The 19,887-nt window shown below is 65.1% G+C and carries 22 protein-coding genes; 17 read left to right on the forward strand and 5 right to left on the reverse strand.

The window, feature by feature from the left end; genetic code table 11:
- The 5 genes from J0L98_RS05295 to J0L98_RS05315 form a co-directional block, all read left to right on the forward strand.
- Positions 1 to 1,075, forward strand: a 1,075-nt coding sequence (locus tag J0L98_RS05295) for an efflux RND transporter periplasmic adaptor subunit (RefSeq protein ID WP_296410496.1), incomplete at its 5' end; no start/stop codon positions are given.
- A gap of 4 nt (positions 1,076 to 1,079) precedes the next feature.
- A complete protein-coding gene (locus J0L98_RS05300) occupies positions 1,080 to 4,166 on the forward strand; it encodes a CusA/CzcA family heavy metal efflux RND transporter (RefSeq protein WP_296410497.1) in 3,087 nt (1,028 codons plus the stop codon).
- Positions 4,163 to 4,486, forward strand: coding sequence for a DUF3240 family protein (locus J0L98_RS05305; protein WP_296410498.1), 324 nt, complete (start codon positions 4,163 to 4,165; stop codon positions 4,484 to 4,486). Before J0L98_RS05300 ends, J0L98_RS05305 begins: the two co-directional genes overlap by 4 nt.
- On the forward strand, positions 4,483 to 5,754 hold the full coding sequence (locus tag J0L98_RS05310) for a TolC family protein (protein ID WP_296410499.1): 1,272 nt from the start codon (positions 4,483 to 4,485) through the stop codon (positions 5,752 to 5,754). The genes J0L98_RS05305 and J0L98_RS05310 overlap by 4 nt, the downstream gene beginning before the upstream one ends.
- A 70-nt stretch (positions 5,755 to 5,824) precedes the next feature.
- Positions 5,825 to 6,349 carry a 3'-5' exoribonuclease gene (locus J0L98_RS05315; protein WP_296410502.1) on the forward strand — a complete coding sequence of 175 codons (525 nt, stop codon included), beginning with the start codon at positions 5,825 to 5,827 and terminating at the stop codon, positions 6,347 to 6,349.
- On the opposite strand, the gene J0L98_RS05320 is transcribed toward J0L98_RS05315, so the two are convergent.
- On the reverse strand, positions 6,346 to 6,699 hold the full coding sequence (locus tag J0L98_RS05320) for a hypothetical protein (protein ID WP_296410503.1): 354 nt from the start codon (positions 6,697 to 6,699) through the stop codon (positions 6,346 to 6,348). The two genes, J0L98_RS05315 and J0L98_RS05320, sit on opposite strands and share 4 nt — an antisense overlap.
- 122 nt (positions 6,700 to 6,821) lie before the next feature.
- Here J0L98_RS05320 and J0L98_RS05325 point away from each other — a divergent pair, with 122 nt between their 5' ends.
- Positions 6,822 to 7,511: a cytochrome b/b6 domain-containing protein gene (locus tag J0L98_RS05325; RefSeq protein ID WP_296410504.1), complete on the forward strand. Its 690-nt coding sequence runs from the start codon at positions 6,822 to 6,824 to the stop codon at positions 7,509 to 7,511.
- Between the two features lie 44 nt (positions 7,512 to 7,555).
- On the opposite strand, the gene J0L98_RS05330 is transcribed toward J0L98_RS05325, so the two are convergent.
- Positions 7,556 to 8,023, reverse strand: coding sequence for a cytochrome c (locus J0L98_RS05330; protein WP_296410505.1), 468 nt, complete (start codon positions 8,021 to 8,023; stop codon positions 7,556 to 7,558).
- A 190-nt stretch (positions 8,024 to 8,213) separates the two neighbouring features.
- Here J0L98_RS05330 and J0L98_RS05335 point away from each other — a divergent pair, with 190 nt between their 5' ends.
- The gene (locus tag J0L98_RS05335; RefSeq protein ID WP_296410506.1) at positions 8,214 to 9,002 is read left to right on the forward strand and encodes a MipA/OmpV family protein; all 789 of its coding nucleotides are present in this window, start codon (positions 8,214 to 8,216) and stop codon (positions 9,000 to 9,002) included.
- A gap of 13 nt (positions 9,003 to 9,015) precedes the next feature.
- Here J0L98_RS05335 and J0L98_RS05340 read toward each other — a convergent pair whose 3' ends face one another.
- Positions 9,016 to 9,582 carry a DUF3365 domain-containing protein gene (locus tag J0L98_RS05340; protein ID WP_296410507.1) on the reverse strand — a complete coding sequence of 189 codons (567 nt, stop codon included), beginning with the start codon at positions 9,580 to 9,582 and terminating at the stop codon, positions 9,016 to 9,018.
- Positions 9,583 to 9,718: 136 nt separating this feature from the next.
- Here J0L98_RS05340 and J0L98_RS05345 point away from each other — a divergent pair, with 136 nt between their 5' ends.
- On the forward strand, positions 9,719 to 9,958 hold the full coding sequence (locus tag J0L98_RS05345; protein ID WP_296410508.1) for a DUF2789 domain-containing protein: 240 nt from the start codon (positions 9,719 to 9,721) through the stop codon (positions 9,956 to 9,958).
- A 44-nt stretch (positions 9,959 to 10,002) separates the two neighbouring features.
- Here the strand turns inward: J0L98_RS05345 and J0L98_RS05350 are convergent, their stop codons facing one another.
- Positions 10,003 to 11,226 carry an HD-GYP domain-containing protein gene (locus J0L98_RS05350; protein WP_296410509.1) on the reverse strand — a complete coding sequence of 408 codons (1,224 nt, stop codon included), beginning with the start codon at positions 11,224 to 11,226 and terminating at the stop codon, positions 10,003 to 10,005.
- 185 nt (positions 11,227 to 11,411) lie between these two features.
- Here J0L98_RS05350 and J0L98_RS05355 point away from each other — a divergent pair, with 185 nt between their 5' ends.
- The 4 genes from J0L98_RS05355 to J0L98_RS05370 are packed head-to-tail and all read left to right on the forward strand — an operon-like array spanning position 11,412 to position 14,606.
- On the forward strand, positions 11,412 to 12,236 hold the full coding sequence (locus J0L98_RS05355) for an undecaprenyl-diphosphate phosphatase (RefSeq protein ID WP_296403967.1): 825 nt from the start codon (positions 11,412 to 11,414) through the stop codon (positions 12,234 to 12,236).
- Complete coding sequence (locus tag J0L98_RS05360; RefSeq protein WP_296410512.1) at positions 12,221 to 13,189, forward strand: hypothetical protein; 969 nt, start codon at positions 12,221 to 12,223, stop codon at positions 13,187 to 13,189. Before J0L98_RS05355 ends, J0L98_RS05360 begins: the two co-directional genes overlap by 16 nt.
- Positions 13,186 to 13,755 carry a YqiA/YcfP family alpha/beta fold hydrolase gene (locus J0L98_RS05365; RefSeq protein ID WP_296410513.1) on the forward strand — a complete coding sequence of 190 codons (570 nt, stop codon included), beginning with the start codon at positions 13,186 to 13,188 and terminating at the stop codon, positions 13,753 to 13,755. The genes J0L98_RS05360 and J0L98_RS05365 overlap by 4 nt, the downstream gene beginning before the upstream one ends.
- Positions 13,752 to 14,606, forward strand: coding sequence for a class I SAM-dependent methyltransferase (locus J0L98_RS05370; protein WP_296410515.1), 855 nt, complete (start codon positions 13,752 to 13,754; stop codon positions 14,604 to 14,606). The genes J0L98_RS05365 and J0L98_RS05370 overlap by 4 nt, the downstream gene beginning before the upstream one ends.
- A 1-nt stretch (position 14,607) precedes the next feature.
- Here the strand turns inward: J0L98_RS05370 and J0L98_RS05375 are convergent, their stop codons facing one another.
- Positions 14,608 to 16,053 carry a deoxyribodipyrimidine photo-lyase gene (locus J0L98_RS05375; protein WP_296410517.1) on the reverse strand — a complete coding sequence of 482 codons (1,446 nt, stop codon included), beginning with the start codon at positions 16,051 to 16,053 and terminating at the stop codon, positions 14,608 to 14,610.
- A gap of 92 nt (positions 16,054 to 16,145) precedes the next feature.
- On the opposite strand from J0L98_RS05375, the gene J0L98_RS05380 reads away from it, so the two are divergent.
- Genes J0L98_RS05380 through J0L98_RS05400 form a run of 5 tightly spaced genes read left to right on the forward strand, consistent with a single transcriptional unit; the run spans position 16,146 to position 19,871 of the window.
- Positions 16,146 to 16,712 carry a YqgE/AlgH family protein gene (locus tag J0L98_RS05380; protein WP_296403977.1) on the forward strand — a complete coding sequence of 189 codons (567 nt, stop codon included), beginning with the start codon at positions 16,146 to 16,148 and terminating at the stop codon, positions 16,710 to 16,712.
- Entirely contained in the window at positions 16,713 to 17,141 is a 429-nt protein-coding gene (ruvX, locus tag J0L98_RS05385) for a Holliday junction resolvase RuvX (RefSeq protein ID WP_296410518.1), read from the forward strand.
- Positions 17,128 to 17,628 carry a bifunctional pyr operon transcriptional regulator/uracil phosphoribosyltransferase PyrR gene (gene pyrR / locus J0L98_RS05390; protein WP_296410519.1) on the forward strand — a complete coding sequence of 167 codons (501 nt, stop codon included), beginning with the start codon at positions 17,128 to 17,130 and terminating at the stop codon, positions 17,626 to 17,628. The genes ruvX and pyrR overlap by 14 nt, the downstream gene beginning before the upstream one ends.
- The gene (locus J0L98_RS05395; RefSeq protein ID WP_296410521.1) at positions 17,621 to 18,580 is read left to right on the forward strand and encodes an aspartate carbamoyltransferase catalytic subunit; all 960 of its coding nucleotides are present in this window, start codon (positions 17,621 to 17,623) and stop codon (positions 18,578 to 18,580) included. Before pyrR ends, J0L98_RS05395 begins: the two co-directional genes overlap by 8 nt.
- Before the next feature lie 13 nt (positions 18,581 to 18,593).
- Positions 18,594 to 19,871: a dihydroorotase gene (locus J0L98_RS05400; RefSeq protein WP_296410522.1), complete on the forward strand. Its 1,278-nt coding sequence runs from the start codon at positions 18,594 to 18,596 to the stop codon at positions 19,869 to 19,871.
- The last annotated feature ends 16 nt before the right edge of the window (positions 19,872 to 19,887 follow it).

Genomic DNA, 19,887 nt, shown 5'->3' on the forward strand with positions numbered 1-19,887 from the left:
CATCACCGCCCTTCTCACCGCGCTGCTCTCGTCGGACGTGCTTCCAGCCGCCGCACCGCCTCCTGATTTCGTCGCCTTGAGTGCAGCGCAAAGTGCAGCCCTGGGTATCGCCACGCGAGCCCCAGAGACTGGCGGCGGGGCAGCCGCCGCCGGCTTGCCGGCGACGGTCGGCATACCCAACGGTCAGCAACGGGTGATCTCTGCGCCCCTCGCAGGCGTCATCGAAGGTCTTGAAACCGCCCCCGGACTGGACGTGGTCAAGGGCCAGGTGATGGTCCGCATGGCCAGCCCCCAGGCCCTGGAGCTCCAGCGTGACCGCATCCAGGCGGACGCCCAGGCCACGCTCTCGCGCCAAAGCCTGCAACGGGACGAGCAGCTCTTCCGGGAGGGCCTGATCGCCGAATCGCGTCTCCAGGCCAGCCGTTCGAATGCGACCCAGGCGGCGGCCCAGGCGGCCGAACGCCGCCTGGAACTCACCCTTGCCCAGCATAGCGGTGGTCGCAGCCTGAGTCTGACCGCACCCATTGCAGGCAGCGTTCTGGAACAGCACGTCAGCGTCGGCCAACGGGTGGAACAGGCTGCACCGCTTTACCGCATTGCCCGTCTCGATCCGCTGGCAGTGGATATTCAGGCGCCCCTCGCCGTGGCAGCCCAAGTGCGCGTGGGCACCCGGCTGCGTGTTACGGCCGCAGACGCCAGCGGCGAACTGGTGGCCATAGGCAGGGCCGCCACACCCGGCAATCAGAGCGTGCTGCTGCGCGGTCTCATCACCCGGGGCGCTCGCAATCTTCGACCCGGGCAAGCGATCGTGGTGGATCTGGACCTACCGTCCGCCGGACCGGCAGACAAGGGTCAGCGCATCCCGGCGACCGCCCTGTTCCACCACCAGGACCGCCAGTGGGTCTTCGTTGCCGGCAAGGAAGGCAGCCTCGCCGGCTACCGGGCCACGCCGATTGCCGCCACCGGACGGAACGGCGACGAAGCCATTGTCTCCGGCCTGCCCGGCAATGCCCTCATCGTGACCCGCGGCGTGGCTGCCCTCAAGGCCAACTGGCTGGGAATCGGAAAAGAGTAGGCCCATGCTTGCCCGACTGATCGAATTCTCCCTCACCCGACGCCTGCTGGTCCTGGTAGCCACCCTGCTGCTCATCGGTGGCGGCACGCTGGCCTGGAGAGATCTTCCGGTGGACGCTTTCCCCGACGTTTCCACCATCCAGGTAAAACTCATCATCAAGGCCCCCGGCATGACCCCCGAGGAAGTCGAGGCACGCATCACCGTCCCCATCGAACAGGAGATGCTGGGGATTCCCCACCAACGCCTCCTGAGGTCCACCTCCAAGTATGCCCTCGCCGACATCACCCTCGACTTCGAGGACGGCACGGACATCTACTGGGCTCGCCAACAGGTGGGTGAACGGCTCGCGGGCGTCATGGGCAATCTGCCGGCAGGCGCCAGCGGAGGCCTCGCACCGATCACCACGCCACTGGGCGAAATGTTCATGTTCACCATCGAGGGCCCGCTGTCCCTTGAGGAAAAGCGCAGTTTGCTCGACTGGACCATCCGGCCCGCATTACGCACGGTTGCCGGCGTGGCCGACGTCAATAGCCTGGGCGGCGAGGTACGCAGTTTCGAGATCATCCCCGACCCGGCCGCCCTCGCTGCCCGCGATCTGACTCTGGGTCAGCTCCAACTCGCCCTGGAGAGCAACAACCGCAATGACGGGGCCGGGCGGCTGACGGAGGGTGAGGAAACCCTGCTGGTACGTGCTGAGGGTGCCATCCAGACCCTTGACGACGTACGCGCCATTGTTCTCCGCAGCGATGCCGGCAGGGTGGTCCGGATTGGCGACCTGGCCGATGTAAGGACCGGCGCACTGACCCGCTACGGGGCCGTCACCCGCAACGGTGCTGGCGAGGCCGTGCAAGGCCTGGTTCTGGGACTGAGGGGTACCAACGCGGGCAAGGTTGTGGAAGGCATCAAGACACGTCTGACCGAGCTGGGCCCATCACTGCCGCAAGGGGTGCGGATCGAGGTCTTCTACGACCGCAGCGAACTGGTCGGCCGAGCGATACACACCGTCTCCAAAGCCTTGGTGGAAGCCATCGTGCTGGTGCTGATACTGCTCTTGGCCTTCCTTGGCGACCTTCGGGCAGCGATGGTTGTGGCGCTGATGCTGCCCCTGGCCGCGCTGGCCACCTTCATTGCAATGCGCGGTATCGGACTGTCGGCCAATTTGATGAGTCTTGGCGGCCTCGCCATTGCCATAGGCATGTTGGTGGACGCCGCCGTGGTCGTGGTTGAGAACATTGAAAGCCGGCTTTCCGAAACGGGCACCCGGGCCGGCCAGCCCCTCCTCCACGTGATCTTCCGTGCCACTCGGGAGGTGGCCGCCCCCGTGGCGTCGGGCATCCTGATCATCGTGATCGTCTTTCTGCCGCTGCTGACGCTCGAGGGGCTAGAGGGCAAGCTTTTCAGCCCGGTTGCCCTGACCATCGTATTTGCCCTTTCCGCATCCCTTCTGCTCTCCCTGACGGTAGTTCCGGTGCTGGCGTCCTTCGCACTCAAGCGTGGTGATGCCCACGAACCCTGGCTGGTCCGCAAGCTGCAAGCGGCATACGCCCCGCTGCTCCGCATGGCCCTGGCCCGCAGCCGGCTGATGGCCGGCATTGCGCTTGCCGCGCTGGTCGCCGCGGCCGGGGCCTACACGACGCTCGGAAAGACCTTCATGCCCACCATGGACGAAGGCGACATCATCATGCAGCTGGAAAAGCTGCCTTCCATCAGCCTCGCCCAGACCATCGCCACCGACCTCCGTGTGCAGCAGGCGATCCTGAAGGCGGTACCCGAAGTGAAGGCCATCGTCGCCCGATCAGGTTCCGACGAGCTGGGGCTGGACCCGATGGGGCTGAACCAGACAGACACTTTCATGGTGCTCAAGCCGCGGGATGAATGGCGCCAGCCCGACAAGGACTGGTTGACCGACCAGCTACGTCAGGTGATGGGCGATTTCCCCGGCATCGCCCTGACCTTCACCCAGCCCATCGACATGCGCGTCTCCGAGATGCTGACAGGCGTGCGCGGCGATCTCGCCATCAAGCTCTATGGCCCCGACCTGCGCACGCTCAACCGCCTTGCCGGCGAGATCGAGGACGTTGTCAAGAGCATACCCGGCGCTGAAGACACCCTTACGCTTCGCAACGAGGGGGTTCAGTACCTGAAGATCCGGGTCGATCGGCTGGCCGCGGGACGTTTCGGGCTGAATGTCGAGGATATTCAGAATACCCTGCGCAGCCTGCTCGAGGGCCGCATCGCGGGTACCGTGATCGAGACCACCCGACGGGTGCCGCTGCTGATCCGCGGCCCGGCCGCCCTGCAGCAGGATCCGGACGCCTTTGCGGCACTGCGCATCACCACACCGGAAGGTCAAAGTCTGCCCTTGTCCAGCATCGCAACGATCGAGCGGGTGGACGGCCCCGTCAAGGTGGACAGGGAGAACGCCCAGCGCTACTCGGTAATCCAATCCAACGTCCGTGATCGTGATCTGGTCGGCTTCGTGAACGAAGCCCGCGCAGCCGTATCGGCCCGCGTCGCCTTGCCGCCCGGCTACCGGCTCGCCTGGGGCGGACAGTTCGAGAACCAGCAACGGGCTGCAAGCCGCCTGGGCTTTGTGGTGCCGATAGCTCTGGGTCTGATCTTTGTCTTGCTCTTCTCCACCTTTGGATCGGTTCGTCAGGCCCTGTTGATCCTGGCCATGGTGCCCTTTGCCTTGGTCGGGGGCGTCTTTGCCCTGGCCCTGTCCGGCGAGTACCTGTCTGTACCCGCCTCGGTGGGCTTCATCGCACTATTGGGCATTGCGGTGCTCAATGGCGTGGTGATGGTGAGCTGCTTCAACCAGCTTCTGGCCCGTGGCATGCCGATCGGAGAGGTGGTGATTGAAGGCGCCAGACGGCGTCTGCGGCCGGTGCTGATGACCGCCAGCATCGCTGCCCTTGGCCTGGTGCCCCTGCTCTTCGCGACCGGCCCGGGCTCCGAGGTGCAGCGCCCTCTGGCCATCGTGGTGATTGGTGGCCTGGTCAGCGCCACCACCCTTACCTTGCTGATGCTTCCCATTCTCTACCGACGCTTCGGCGTCACCCCCATGTCCAGCCCGGTGCAAGCACCATGAATCCCGCTGCCGAAGCCCACGTCGTACTGACCCTCGTGATTCCTCCCGATGTGGAAGAAGCCCTGCTCGAAACCCTGCTTGATCACCCGGACCTGGCCCCCGGATTCACTTCCCAGCAGTTGGAGGGCCAAGGCCGGCAGATCACTTTCATGGGCACGGCAGAGCACGTCCGCGGCCGGGCGGCATGCTGCCGGGTGGATCTGGTCATACCCCGGGCGGACGCCGACCGGTTGCTCGACATCCTGCGTCGCGAATTTGCCTCCCCCCGCGTGTTCTACTGGATGGTGCCCGCCCTGACCAGCGGGAGGCTGGCGTCATGAACGGCCTCGTCGTCGTGTCGATTGCGCTCCTTTCTGCCCTGATGCCCACCCGCGCACTGCCGGCGACGGCCCCCGACCTGCCCCCCGAGGCGCAGGTGTTCGCCGCCTTGCACAACAACCCGGCGGTCAGTGCCGCCGACGAGCACATCGAAGCCCAGGAAGCCCGCGCACGCCGCCTGGGCGCCGGCCCCTATGAATGGACGCTGGGCCTGGGCGAGCAGAACCGACGGGTTCGCAGTACCGCCGAGGGCCGCTACACCGAGTGGGATGTGGGCCTGGAGCGGACGGTGCGACTACCCGCTAAACGCGACCTGGATCAGCAACTGGGTGCCGCCGGGATCGCCACCGCCCGCGTCGGCCGCGGCGAGGCCCTCCACGAGGCGGGCAGAAGCCTGCTGGCCATGTGGTTCGACTGGCTGCGGGAAGAATCCGCCGTCGTGCAGTGGCGCCTTCAAAGGGACAACCTGACGCACCAGGCCCGCGCCCTGGGGCGCCGCGTCGAACTGGGAGACGCCCCGCGCCTCGAACGGCTGCAAGCTGACGCAGCCCTCGCCCAGGCTGCGGCCCAGCTATCGCAGGCCGAAGGCAGGGCCCGGGTTGCCGCCGAACGCTTGCGCCGTCACCATCCGCTCATCGCCTTGCCTGTCGCGGTTCCGGAGATGCCCCCCGAAGCCGTTGAGGGACTGGCGGACGAATGGATCGAAACCATCGTCCGGCACAACCACGAGCTTGGCGTAGCCCGGGCCGAAAGTGCCCGCGCCCGGATCATCGCCAGCCGCAGCGACGCCGAGCGCCTGCCCGACCCCAGTTTCGGCATTCGCGTGAGCCGGGAGCGGAGCGGCGAGGAGCGTCTGCTTGGCGTCAGTCTCAGCCTCCCCCTGCCCGGTGAGGGTCGCCGTGCCGACAGTGACGCGGCCCTTGCCGAAGCCCGCGCCAGCACGCACCGGGAGGCGGGCGTACAACGCCGCGTCGAAGCCGAAGCGGCCGCCCTCTTCAGGCACGCTGTCGCCGCGCGGTCCGCCTGGCTCGGCCAGCAGATCGCCGCGGAAGCCCTGGCCCGCAGCGCCGACCTGACCGAGCGCGCCTGGCAACTGGGTGAAGGCCGACTTGCCGAGACGCTCGCGGCCCGTCGTCTTGCCCATGAGGCACAGCTAGCCGCCCAGAGTGCGCGGCTTGACGCCCGGGAGGCGTATTGGCGACTGATGCTTGATGCCCATCGGCTGTGGGCCCTGGACGAAAATGGGCACCCCGGACATCACCCGCCTTGAAACCTCGCCCTCCAAAGCGAAGCACTGCCGGCAGGGTAGAATGGCGTATGTCATACCTGCCCATTTACCTGTGTCCGACACCCTGCCCCCCATCATCGACGTTGAAGCCTCCGGCTTCGGCGCCGCCAGCTACCCCATCGAAGTCGGTCTGGTGCTCCTCGACGGCACCAGCTACTGCACGCTAATCCGCCCGGAAGCCCGCTGGACCCACTGGGACGAAAGTGCCGAAAAAGTGCATCGGGTCACTCGGGAAACCTTGCTCAAGACCGGACGCACAGCTGCCGAAGCGGCCCGGGATGTCAATGCCCACTTGCGTGGCTTGACCGTCTACTGCGACTCCTGGTACCACGACTTCACTTGGCTGAGCCGACTTTTCGACGCAGCAGAGTGCTCCCAGGCCTTCCGCCTTGAAGACATCCGGACCCTGCTCAACGAAGCCCAGGCCGAGCACTGGTACGCGACCCGCTTGCAGGTGGAGGCGGACCTTTGCCTGCCCCGACATCGGGCCAGCAACGATGCCCGAATCCTGCAAGCGACCCTGGATCGGGTGCGGACCGTCTGGGGCAACCCTGTTCCGCACCCGGGCAAAGCTTAGAAAGCCATGCGGTAACTCACTCCTGATGGGCCCAGGAGCCAGTTGCCGGTACGTACACCCACATAGGCGCCTGCGGCATTCCAGGCCATGTCCTTCCAGGAAAAACGGTTGCAGTCCTGCGTCGCGTCATAGAGCTCCTTGGCCACACCGGGAACCAGGGCGAGCCCGAAAGCCGTCCAGGTATCGTCCGAAAGACGCGATGTACCGATGCCCACGGCCATCGAAACACCAAAATGCGCGGCCTTGTCACTACCGGTCCAGTTATCGTCGTGGGCACTGCAGGCCATGACGGAGCCACTCAGGGTGGTCAGCAGCACAGCGGCCGGGACCAGGAATCTCAGGGTTTTCAAGAATCACCTCATTGTTGAAAAGTGTGCCGTCCGCATCATACGGAAGATGCTGGGCATCCTGACTGCATTTGCCACCGGCACATGTCAGAATCTTGCGAAACGACACAGCGGGAGTGCAGCTCATGCATGAAGTTCGGATCTGGGATCTACCCCTGCGGCTCTTCCATTGGCTGCTCGCCCTTGCCGTCACAGGCGCCATGATCAGCGGCCAGATCGGGGGCAATCTGATGGTTTGGCACGGCCGACTGGGGGTACTCGTCGCAGGCCTGCTGGGATTTCGTCTTGCCTGGGGCCTGGTGGGCAGCACCCACGCCCGGTTTGCCAGCTTCGTGCGCGGCCCCTCGGCCATTCACGCCTACCTGCGCGGCCAGTGGCACGGGCTCGGCCACAACCCGCTGGGAGCCCTGTCCGTACTCGGCATGCTGACAGCCCTCGGCCTGCAAACCCTTGGCGGACTATTCGGCAATGATGACATCGCCTTTCAAGGCCCGCTCTACCCCCTGATCTCCAAAGAGACCAGCGACTGGATCACCGGTCTGCACCGCAAGGGCTTCTGGTTGGTCCTGGTGCTGGTCGCAACCCATCTGGCCGCCATCGTGTTCTATCTGCGGGTGCGCAGAGACAATCTGATCCGCCCGATGATCACCGGCCGCAGGCCTGTCGCCCAACCGGACGCGGCCTCAGCGGCCCATGGCGGTGGCGCCGTGGCACTGGTCTTCGCGCTGATGGTGGGCGTGGCTGCAGCCTATGGGGCAAGTGGCGCCTGGCAAGCGCCGCCCCCGCCCGCGCCGGCCGCAGCCCCGGCCTGGTAAGTTGCAACCGGCACGGGCCTGCTACAACTCGACCGGGCTTAGGCTTATTCGTCCTTGCGGAACTTGTCGTGACAGGCCTTGCAGGACTCGCCGGTCTTGCCGAACTGTACTTTAATGGCCCCCGCGTCCCCCGTGGCCGCCACCTTCTGCAGTTCATTGGCTTCCTTGACGAAGGCCATGGCCAGCTTCCGGACCTCATCCTGCTGCTGGAAGAACTCGGGCTTCACACGGGTCTTCTGGTTTCCCGCATCCTTGTCGGTCCCCGGACCGTACAGGGCCCCCATGCCCGAATTGGCAGTAGCGGCGATCACCGTGGCGGCGGCCAGCACCTGATCCTTGTTGAAGCTGGAAGGATTGTCGATGGTCTGCGCCTTGATCTTGCCCATGTTCCAGGACATGAAGGCATAGCCGGCCTTGCGGAACTTGATCTGGTCCTCCGGTTTCATCTGGGCACTGGCCCCCGTGGCAACGCCGAGAACCAGAGTGGCGAAAAGCACTTGCTTGATCTTCATGAACAGACTCCCTGTGTGATTGAGATCGAAAAAACGCTCGGATCGGCCGTGCGGCGGACCGGCAGATTATTCCACAAGACTGGAAAAACCCTTCCACCGGCGTGCCGATCGATTTGACACCGCTATCATCCGGGGAACAAACCGGTGAATGGCAAGCTCAGACGGCATCCCCTGCCAACCGGAGCCGTCCATGCGCCCTACACCGACCTGCGTTGCCCTGATCCTTGCGGCCGCCCTGCCTACCCTGCCTGCCATTGCCGCGGACCGGATCGACCGTCAGACCGAAACCGCCATCCCCCGCACCGGGAATCTCTACGGGCTGGGGATCGGCGTACTCCCCGCCACTTCCGGCTCCGATGAACTGCGCAGCATGGTCCTGCCCGTGATCCAGGCCAGCTATGCCGACCGCTTCTATATCAACGCCCTGCGTGCCGGCGTATGGCTGGTGGATTCGGATGACCGGCGCCTGCGCATCGGGCTCGCCGCCGATGCGCGCTTCGGTTGGGAAGCCGATGATGGCCGGCGCACCAAGGGCATGCAGGACCGGGACTTCGGGGTGGACGTGGGCCCGACCCTGCGCTGGCAAACCGACCATGGCACCCTCAATGCCCAGTGGGGCTTCGATGCGGGGTCGGGCAGCAAGGGGCAGAGCGCACAACTCCAGTTCGTAAGGGCTCTGATCCGCGGTCCGGGGCTGCGCCTCAATGGCCTGGTCGGCATTACTTGGAATGACCGCCGGATGAACAACTACTACTACGGCGTGGCCGCCTCGGAAGCCGCCCCAGGACGCCCCGCCTACACCGCGGGGGCCGGCACCCAGCTTCAGGCCGGAGTCAATGGCGCGTGGCCGGCAGGCGAGCGCGGGTCGGTGCTGTTCGGCCTGATGGTCACCCGCTTGGGCAATGCGCAGGCCGACAGTCCGATTGTCGAGACGCGCATCCAGCCGCTGGCCTACGTGGGTTACGGCTGGACCTTCTGACACGCCGGGCCGATCAGAGTGGGCGCCGGACCGTCAGGGCACCACGGATCTGCCCCTTCTCGTAGCCGAAAGCCCGATCATGGGGATAGTTGCGGGCAAGCTCGCTCTTTAGCCCGGCTTCGATCTTGTCGGCCGCACCGTGACATTTCAGGCAGACATCGCCCACGGGAATGGCGCGAATGTAGCGAAAGACCGGCTTGCCGTTCTCGGTGACGATCTCGCCGGACTCAAGACTCTCGACCTTCTCGCCCGCGGCAGCGCGGATGTTGAAGTCGGCAAGCTGGCGCGCTTCCCAGACATCCGGCGTACCCCGCTCGGGATTCCGCGTCCTGAGACTGACCCGCGACATCTTCCAACCGGTTTTTTCGGACTGCTCCTTGAGTAGCTTGGGGGCTTGGTCCTTGCAAACCGGGATGGCCTCAACCACACCGCGGGTGGCGACAGTGTCCTGCATCATGGCAACCACCTTGGGCAGTACCGGCAGTGCATTCTTGCGGGTATCAAGCTTCAGGGCTTCAATGTCCTGGGCCTGGGCGACACCGGACAGGAGAAAAGCAGATAAAAAGACAGAGCGCAACATGGGAGCCATCCTTTGATTAGAGTTTTCTAATATACAGGATATCGAGCGTCGGCCACCACCTCAATTTCATGTCGGACGACTGCAACCAATTGCGCCAGCGGGAGCCCAACAGAAACCCCAACCCCAGGAGCACGCCATGGAATTCCATAACCACAGCATCACCCAGCTGTTTGCCCAGCTCGGCCTTCCCAGTGAGACAAGCGACATCGAAGCATTCATCGAGGCCCACGCCCCCCTGGCCCATGAGCTCAAGCTGGTCGATGCGCCTTTCTGGACAGCGGCCCAGGCGGCTTTCCTGAAGTCTGAACTTGACGAGGATGCCGACTGGAGCGCTGTCATCGATACGCTTGACGCCCAACTACGCCGGGGCGTCTGATGCGGGCCGCCGACTGTCGCCGCTAATGTCGCCGCTGAAGGGCTTCAATCGGCCAGCAGGAAGCGCTGGGGATCAACCCCCCATTTGTCCGGCGCCTCGGCAGAGACGATTCGGTCGCCACCGCCGTTGCCGAGCTTGCGTCCCAAGTCGAGCAGTTCAGGCTTGATGTAGCCGTTTGATCGGGTGCTGAAGAACACCCGCAACTTGGGTGTCAGAAGGCTGCCTTCGTTCTGCTCGATCACCACCCCCAGCCGGCCCGACTCCAGCCGAACCAGGCTCCCCACCGGATAGATCCCCACGCAACGCATGAAGGCCTGGAGCAATTTCTGGTCGAAGTGGTCCTTGCTCCACTCCCACATCTTGCGAAGGGCCTCCGCCGCGGGCATGCCCTTGTGGTAGCAGCGATCGGCGGTAATCGCGTCGTAGACATCCACGATGGCGGCCATGCGCGCCATGCTGGAAATGGCGTCGCCCGCCAGACCATCAGGATAACCCTTGCCATCAAGCCGCTCATGGTGATGGCGGGTAATGTCCAGCGGAATGGCGCCGATGCCGGGGGTTTCCAGCAGCACCGCGTGGCCATCGCCAGGATGCTGCTTGATCAGATCGAACTCCGCGTCGGTGAGGCGGCCGGGCTTGTTGAGCACTTCATCGGGCACCTTCATCTTGCCGATGTCGTGGAGCAAACCGCCGATGCCCCCTTGCCGAAGCTCTTCGCCGTCCAGACCCAGGGAACGGCCAAAGGCAATCATCAGCGTACACACGCTGACAGAGTGCAGAAAAGTGTAGTCATCCTTGTTCTTGATGCCGATCAGCCCCATCAGCGCACCGCCGTTGCGAAGCACGGAACCGGTGATGGCCTCCACCACCGGCTCTGCATCGTCGAGGGACACTGCCTTGCCCAAGCGCACATCGCACATCATGCTGCGGATCACCTTGTGGGCCTGCTCATGAACGCGTTTGGCACGGGCCAGTTCTTCACGCACCGAAACGCGAACTATCGGCTCCTGGGGCGCCGACAAGGCTTCGAGGATTTCCTGCTCGACAGCGGCCTGGACCTGCTCCGCGGCAACGGCCTCCACGTCATCGAGTCCTCGCGTGGTATCGATATAGACATGCGGGATACCCGCTTCAACAATGCGGCGCAGATCGCCCTCTCCCTTGAGGACGAACTGGGCACGCCAGAAGGGATGGGACATCCAGTCGCCGCAGAGTTCGTGGATGAACATGCCCGGTCGCAGCCGGGCCACAGGAATTTTCTTCAGCATTGACGGGGTGCCATGGGGTGGCAGGGCTGATGAGTGACATCAATCGTTACGGTCCGGATCTTATCGACCCGGTACGGGCCGGCTTGAGCGGATTTCGGTGGCAGAGTGTGTCATAGGAGCGCAAAGGCATACGATACACAACCGCTATAATGGATGCTCTTTCCGCACTGCACATCCAATAGCTTATGGACATCATCCTGCTCCTGAAGGCGCTGATACTCGGCGTGGTCGAAGGCCTGACCGAATTCCTGCCGATCTCCAGCACCGGGCACCTCATCCTGGCAGGCGACCTGCTCAACTTCAACGATGACCGGGGCAAGCTGTTCGAGATTGTCATCCAGTCCGGCGCCATCCTCGCTGTGGTGTGGGAATACCGCGAACGGGTGATCCGCACTTTTTCCGGCCTGGGCCGGCAGCCCGAGGCCAACCGCCTGGTGCTCAACCTCTTCATCGCCTTCCTGCCCCTGGCCGTTCTCGGCCTGATCTTCGGCAAGGCCATCAAGGCCTCGCTGTTTGCTCCCATCCCGGTGGCCACCGCCTTTATTCTGGGCGCCTTCGTGATCCTGTGGGCCGAGCGCCGGCAGCACAGCATCCGCATCCACAGCGTGGACGAAATGACCCCGCTGGACGCCCTCAAGATGGGTTTCGCCCAGGCCGTGGCCCTGATCCCCGGCACCTCGCGCTCGGGCTCGACCATCATCGGCGGCATGTTGTTCGGCTTCTCGCGCCACGCGGCAACCGAATTTTCCTTTTTCCTGGCCATCCCCACCCTGGGCATGGCCACCATCTATCAGCTCTACAAGGAGCGTGCCCTGCTGAGCATGGACGACCTGGGCATGTGGGTGGTGGGCTTCATCTCCGCCTTCGTATCGGCCTTCCTGTGTGTGCGCTGGCTGCTGCGCTACATCTCCAACCACGATTTCGTGCCCTTCGCCTGGTACCGCATCGCCTTCGGCATCGTGGTGCTCGCCACCTGGCACTTCGGCCTGGTGGAATGGACAGCGCACTGAGTGCTGGCACTGACCCGGCCCGGACCCCCTCCGGGCCGTCGGCCCCTGCCCCTCACCTCAGCCACGCCGTCCACCTCACCGACATCCATGACAGCCGGCGGGCCCGCAGCCTGCCCCTCAAGCTCTACCTGCCCGATCGCCCCGCCCCGGCCGGCCTGATCCTCTTCTCCCATGGGCTGGGGGGCTCCCGCGAAGGCGGGACCGACTGGCTATCCCACTGGGCCGGGCTCGGCTTCGCGGCGATCGCCGTGCAGCACCCGGGCAGTGACACCAGCCTGCTCCACAACAACTCGCCCCTCGCCCTGCGGAAAGCCTTCCGCATGGCCATGAATCCGGAAGAGCTCACCCGCCGGGCCGACGATTTGCGCTTTGTGCTCGGCCGCATCGGCCGGGAAGGATGCTTCCCCGACGTCATCAACGGGGTACAGAAAATTGGTCTGTGCGGGCATTCCTTCGGTGCGGTTACGGTGCAGCTCCTGGCGGGTGAACGCCGCCCCGAACAGAAACCCGAGCCTGCCGACCCCCGCGTGGCGGCAGCCCTGGCCTTGAGCCCTTCCGCCCGCCATGCCGACAAGGGCCCCGGGCTGACCCACCGCTTCGGGCAGGTCAGACTCCCCTTCCTGAGCATCACCGGCAGCCGCGACGACGGGATGAGCCTGTCCGACATCACCGCAGCGAATCGCGAACTGCCCTACCGCCACATGCCCGCGGGCGACAAATATTTGCTGGTGTTTGCCGACGGCACCCACCTGGACTTTGCCGGACAGGGCAGCCAGGCTGAAGGCACGGTATTCAACATCCGCCGCGAACCCGCGGTTTTCCGCGACAATCTGCTGGCTGCCAGCAGCGCCTTCTGGCAGGCCCACCTGGCCGACGACGCGGATGCGCGCCGCTGGCTGAGCACCACCTTGCCCGGCCGCCTGCGGCCGGAAGACCGCTTCGAGACCAAATGATCATCTACCTTCACGGCTTCCGCTCCGGCCCCGAATCGTGGAAGGCTCGCAGTCTGCGCGCCCGCATGGCCGCTCAGGGCCTTGACGACGCCTTCTGGTGTGAGCAGCTCCCCGTTTCGGCCCGCGAGGCCATCGCCCTGGCCGAGGCGCAGATTGCCCGCTGCACCACCCCACCCACCGTCGTCGGCAGCTCCCTCGGCGGCTATTACGCCACCCACCTGGCCGAAAAACACGGGCTTCGGGCCGTACTGGTCAATCCGGCGGTCATCGCTCCCCTGTCCCTGTCAGCCTACCTGGGCACCCAGACCCACATGTATACCGGCGAGGCCTTCGATTTCACCCCGACCCACATCGCCGAACTGCAGGCCATCGAGACCGCGGCCATCACCCGGCCCGAACGCTACTGGCTGCTGGTCGAAACCGGTGACGAGGTGCTTGACTACCGCCACGCGGTAGCCCGCTACGCCGGCTGCCGGCAGAGCGTACTGGAAGGTGGCGACCACAGCTTCACGCGTTGGGACGACTACCTCGACCCCATCCTTCAGTTTGCCGGACTCCTTCCGTGACGACAGACAACACCTCCGCGGGCTTCGATGCCCGCCGCTTCAAGGCCTTGGAACGCACCGGCTTCAACCGCATCGCGGCCCGTTATGCCGATGGCGCGCCGCTCCGGGCCAGCCTGCAGACCGCCCTCCTGAACGCCGCAGCGCCGGCACCCGGCGAACACATCCTTGATCTGGCCGCCGGTCCCGGCCTCCTGGCCCGAGACGCAGCGCGCCGTGTGCTGCCCGATGGCTGGGTACTGGCCAGTGACATTGCCGAGAGCATGCTCGCCGAGGGGCAGCGCCGCGCCGAGCAGGAAGGCTTGCCCGACCTCCTCGCCGCCGCCTGCGACGCCGAACACCTGGCCTTTGCCGACGGGAGTTTCGATGCCGCGCTGCTCGGGCTGGGCCTGTTCATTTTTCCCGACCCGGGCAAGGCCCTGGCGGAGCTGCACCGGGTGATCCGGCCGGGGGGACGCATCGCCCTGTCGGTATGGAGCCCGCGGGAGGAAGTGCCCCTGATCGCTCGCGCCCAGGACTGCATCGCCCGACTCCTGCCGGCCCCGAAAGTGCCGCGCCCTTCCGTGTTCCGCCTGGGCACGGCGGATACGCTGGGGCCACTGCTGCAAGGCGCGGGCTTCGGCCGGGTCCGCCTGGAGCCCCATGCTTTCACCTGTCGTTTTGCCTGTGCCGACACCTACTGGCAGGCCTTTCTTGACTTGGCCGGGGGCGCCGCAGAGTCCCTGTCGCGCCTCCCCGAGGCCACCCAGGCACGGCTGCGAGAAGAGGTGACCACGGAACTCGCGCCCCACCGGGACGGCGACGGCTATGCCGTTGCGGGCAGCGTGCTGATCGCCATCGCGCAGCGCGGCTGAATCAGGCCTCCCCGGCCGACTCCGCCGCCGCACCCTTGACCACCGCAAACCGGGCCAGGGTGTGCTCCCGGGCCTTGGCATGGTCCACCACGGGTGCCGGATAGTCGGTACCGATGACGCAGCTAGCGAGCTTCTGGTCGATGGGCGGCAGGGTCCACGGGGCGTGAATGTATTTGTCGGGCACCTTTGCCAGCTCCGGCAGATAACGCCGGATGAAGGTGCCTTCGGGGTCGAACTTCTCCGACTGGGTCACCGGGTTGAAGATGCGGAAGTAAGGCTGGGCGTCGCAGCCGGTGGATGCGGCCCACTGCCAACCACCATTGTTGGCCGCCAGGTCAAAGTCATTCAGGTGCTCGGCAAAATAGGCCTCGCCCTCACGCCAGTCGATACCGAGATCCTTGGTCAGGAAGGACGCCACGATCATGCGCAAGCGGTTGTGCATGTAGCCACTGTGGTTGATCTGGCGCATGGCCGCATCAACGATGGGATAGCCCGTGCGCCCCTCGCACCACGCGGCAAACAAGGCCGGGTCCCGATCCCAGGCCACCCGGTCGTATTCGGGCCGGAAGCTCGCCCCCACCACCCGCGGGTGATGCCACAGGATCTGAAAGTAGAAGTCACGCCACACCAGTTCCGACAACCAGGTGTCCGCCCCCTCGCCGCCGGCATCCCGGGCCGCCCGGGCCAACTCACGGATCGACACGGTACCGAAACGCAGGTGCACCGACAGGTAGGACACCCCCTTCACCGCGGGGAAGTCGCGTCTGGCCTTGTAGCGCCCGATGCGCTTGAGGAAGTCCTCGAAGAGCCGACGCCCGGCCACCATGCCCGGCGTGATGCCCAGCTCAGCCAGATTGGTCACATCAAACCCCAGCGTGGCCAGATCCGGCACCCGCTCGCCCTCGGGCGGCGGCGCCAGACGGGTTGCGTACTTGTCCACCGGATAGGACTTGAGATGAAAGTCGGTGAGCGTCTTCAGCCAGGCACGCTTGTAGGGCGTAAACACCGAGAATGGCCCCCCTCCCTGGGTGAGGATCTCGCCTTTCTCGAAGATCACCTGATCCTTGAAATCGGCAAAGCCGATTCCAAGGAGGCGCAGGCGCTCGGCGACATCGCTGTCGCGGGCCAGGGCTGCGGGCTCATAGTCCCGGTTGGCAAGCACGGCATCGACACCGAGGCGCTGCGCCAGGGTGGGAATCGCCTCCCTGGCGGGAGCATGCCGCACGATCAGTCCTCCGCCCCTCGCACGAAGGGCCGAATCCAGCTCGGCGACACAACCATGGATGAACTCCACCCGCCGATCGCCACGCCTTGGAAGCGCATCCAGGATATCCGCATCAAAAACAAAGGCGCAGAATACCCGTTGGTAATTTTTAAGCGCGTGGTACAAGGCTGTGTGATCGAAGTCGCGCAGGTCGCGACGAAACCAGACAAGGGCGGAGGACATGGACGTCGGAACAGATGAGCGGGAATCGATGGACGCAAGCATGCCCCAAAAGTTGCCGCTACAATCGGGCACCTCGGCTTAAAATAGCGCCCGTGACTACGACGACCATCAACCTCACCGATCATTTTCTGATCGCCATGCCCGCCATGGCCGATCCGAATTTTTCGCGCACCCTCACCTACATCGCCGAACACAACGAAAACGGCGCCATGGGGGTCATCGTCAATCGCCCCACCGATATGCGTCTGGCCACCCTGTTCGAGCGTGTGGACATCCCCCTTGAGCATCACGAGTTTGCCGACCTGCCCGTCTATTTCGGCGGCCCGGTCCAGTCCGACCGTGGCTTTGTGCTGCACCGCCCGGCGGGCAAATGGCACTCCACCTTGACCGTCAACGACCGTATCGGCCTGACCAGCTCCCGCGACGTGCTGCAGTCCCTGGCCTCCGACGGCGAGCCCGGCGAAGTTCTGGTGGCGCTCGGCTACGCCGGTTGGTCCGCCGGCCAGCTCGAACACGAACTCGCCCAGAATGCCTGGCTCACCGTACCTGCCGATCTGTCCATCGTCTTCGACCTGCCCTCCGAAGAGCGGCTGGTGGCCGCCATGCAGCTCCTCGGCGTGGATTTCGCCAAGCTCTCGGACGTCGCCGGACACGCCTGAGTGGGAACCGTCCTCGGCTTCGACTTCGGCCTGGCCCGCATCGGCGTGGCAGTGGGCGAAACGGAAACAGGCCACGCTCACCCCCTTGCGGTGATCGCCGACGAAGCCAATGCCGTGCGCTTCGCGGCCATCGAGCAGCTCCTCACCGAATGGAGGCCTGCCGCGCTGGTGGTCGGACTGCCCACACACCTGGATGGCAGCGAACACGCCATGACCGCCCGCTGTCGCCGCTTTGCCAACCAGCTCCACGGCCGCTACGGACTTCCCGTCACATTGGTGGACGAGCGGCTGTCATCGGTGGAAGCGGAAGAGCGCCTCAGAGACGCCGGTCACCAAAGCTGGCGCAAGCAAAAGCCCCGGCTGGACTCCGCAGCTGCCCAGATCATCCTGCTCCAGTATTTCGAAAGCGCCCGCCATGCACCTTCCTGAAGCCGAACAGCTCATTGCCACCCTTGCCGAGACGATGCGCCCCCGGGTCACTCCCGACACCTGCCTGGTGGGGATTCACACCGGTGGTGTATGGCTGGCGGAACGTCTCCATGCGCTCCTTGGTTTGTCCCAGCCGCTGGGGAGCATCGACGTGAGCTTCTACAGGGACGACTACTCCGCCAAGGGCCTGCACCCCCAACCCCGCGGGTCGAAGATCCCCTTTGACGTGGAAGCCGCCCACATCGTCATCGTCGATGACGTGTTGTATACCGGCCGCACCACCCGCGCCGCCCTCAACGAGCTGTTCGACTACGGCCGCCCCGCCCGGGTGGATCTGGCCGTACTGATCGACCGAGGCGGCCGTGAGCTCCCCATTGCCGCGAGCTTCTGCGCCCTGACCCTGCCCACGCCACTGCCGGCGGGGCAAAACCTCCAACTTGAGCGCGACGACTCCGGCGCCCTCACCATGAGGCTGATCCATGCGTAATCCCCAACTCAACAAGCAAGGTGAACTGCAGCACCTTCTGACCCTCGACGGCCTGCCCCGCGGGATCATCACCCAGATCCTCGACACTGCCGCCCCCTTCACCGAAGTGGCCGAGCGGGAAGTCAAGAAACTCCCCCTGCTCCGCGGCAAAAGCGTCTTCAACCTGTTCTTCGAGAACAGCACCCGCACCCGCACCACCTTCGAGATTGCCGCCAAGCGCCTGTCGGCCGACGTGATCAACCTCAACGTCGCCACCTCATCCACGAAGAAGGGCGAGACCCTGCTCGACACCGTGGACAACCTGTGTGCCATGCATGCCGACATGTTCGTGGTGCGCCACGAGTCCAGCGGCGCCCCGCATCTGATCGCCCAGCATCTGCAGAACACCGGCCGCGACCATATCCACGTGGTGAATGCCGGCGACGGGCGTCACGCCCACCCCACGCAGGGGCTGCTGGACATGTACACCATCCGGCATTACAAGAAGGAATTCCACAACCTCACCGTCGCCATCGTCGGCGACGTGCTCCACTCCCGTGTGGCGCGCTCCCAGATCGCGGCACTGACCACCCTGGGTGTGCCCGAGGTACGCGTCATCGGCCCCCGCACCCTGCTCCCCACCGACGTGGAGAAGATGGGCGTGCGCTATTGCGCCACCATGGAAGAAGGCCTCAAGGGCGTTGACGTGGTGATGATGCTGCGCCTCCAGAACGAACGCATGAACGGTGCCCTGCTCCCCAGCCCCCAGGAATTCTTCAAGGTCTGGGGCCTCACCGCCGACAAGCTGGCCCTGGCGAAGCCCGACGCCATCGTGATGCACCCCGGCCCCATGAACCGGGGCGTCGAGATCGACTCGGCCGTGGCCGATGGCAGTCAGGCCGTGATCCTGCCCCAGGTCACCTTCGGTATCGCCGTGCGCATGGCGGTGATGAGCATGCTCGGCAGCCATTGAACGGATCAGTACGATGAATATTCATATCCACAACGGCCGCCTGATCGACCCGGCCAACAAGATCGACGCCCCCCGGGATCTCTTCATCGCCGACGGCAAGATCGTCGGCGTGGGGTCTGCCCCCGCCGGCTTCACCGCAGCCCGCTCCATCGATGCCAGCGGCCTTGTCGTCGCCCCCGGCCTGATCGATCTGGCCGCGCGCCTCCGCGAACCCGGTTTTGAATACAAGGCCACCCTTGAATCCGAAATGGACGCGGCCATGGCGGGTGGCGTCACCAGCCTGGCCATTCCCCCTGACACCGATCCGGTACTGGATGAGCCCGGTCTGGTCGAGATGCTGTGCTACCGGGCCAAAAAGCTCAACCGCGCCCACGTCTATCCGGTAGGTGCCCTCACCATCGGCCTGAAGGGCGAGCAGCTATCGGAGATGGCCGAGCTGGTGGAAGCCGGCTGTGTGGCATTCAGTCAGGCCAACACCCCCATTCTCGACACCCGGGTGCTGTCCCGCGCCATGCAATATGCCGCCACTTTCGGTTTTCGCGTGTGGCTGCAACCCCTCGACCCCTACCTGGCCCGTGGCGGCGTCGCCCATGATGGCGAAGTTGCATCGCGCCTCGGCCTGCCCGGCATTCCGGCCAGTGCCGAGATCGTCGCCCTGTACACCTACCTCCGCCTGGCCCGCCAGACGGGCGCTCGCCTGCATATCACCCGCCTGTCCTGCGCGGAAAGCCTCGACCTGATCGAACAGGCCCGCAAGGATGGCGTGGACGTGAGCTGCGACGTGGCCGCCCACCACCTGCACCTTTGCGACATGGACATCGGCTACTTCAACCCCCACTGCCACGTCGTCCCGCCCCTGCGCAGCCAGCGCGACCGCATCGCCCTGTCCCAGGCCTTGGCTGATGGTCGTATCAACGCAATCTGCTCGGATCACACCCCGGTGGATGACGATGCGAAACAGGCGCCCTTCAGCGAGTCCGAGCCCGGCACCACCGGTCTCGAGCTGCTCCTTCCCCTGACGCTCAAGTGGGCTGCCGAACACAAGCTACCGCTGATGGAAGCCCTGGCCCGGATAACCTCCGAAGCAGCAAAGATCGCTGGCATCGCCAAAGGCGGCCATCTGTCGGTTGGCGCGCGGGCAGACATCTGCATCTTCGATCCCGACTGCCACCAGCTGATCACCCGCAACATGCTCCGCAGCCAGGGCAAAAACACACCGTTCCTGGGCCTGGAATTGCCCGGGCGGGTTCGCTTCACGCTGGTGGAAGGCACGGTGATGCACGAAACCTGAATCACCCCGGCGAGGC

The sequence above is a fragment of the Zoogloea sp. genome (genome assembly GCF_017302315.1).
Lineage (GTDB): Bacteria > Pseudomonadota > Gammaproteobacteria > Burkholderiales > Rhodocyclaceae > Zoogloea.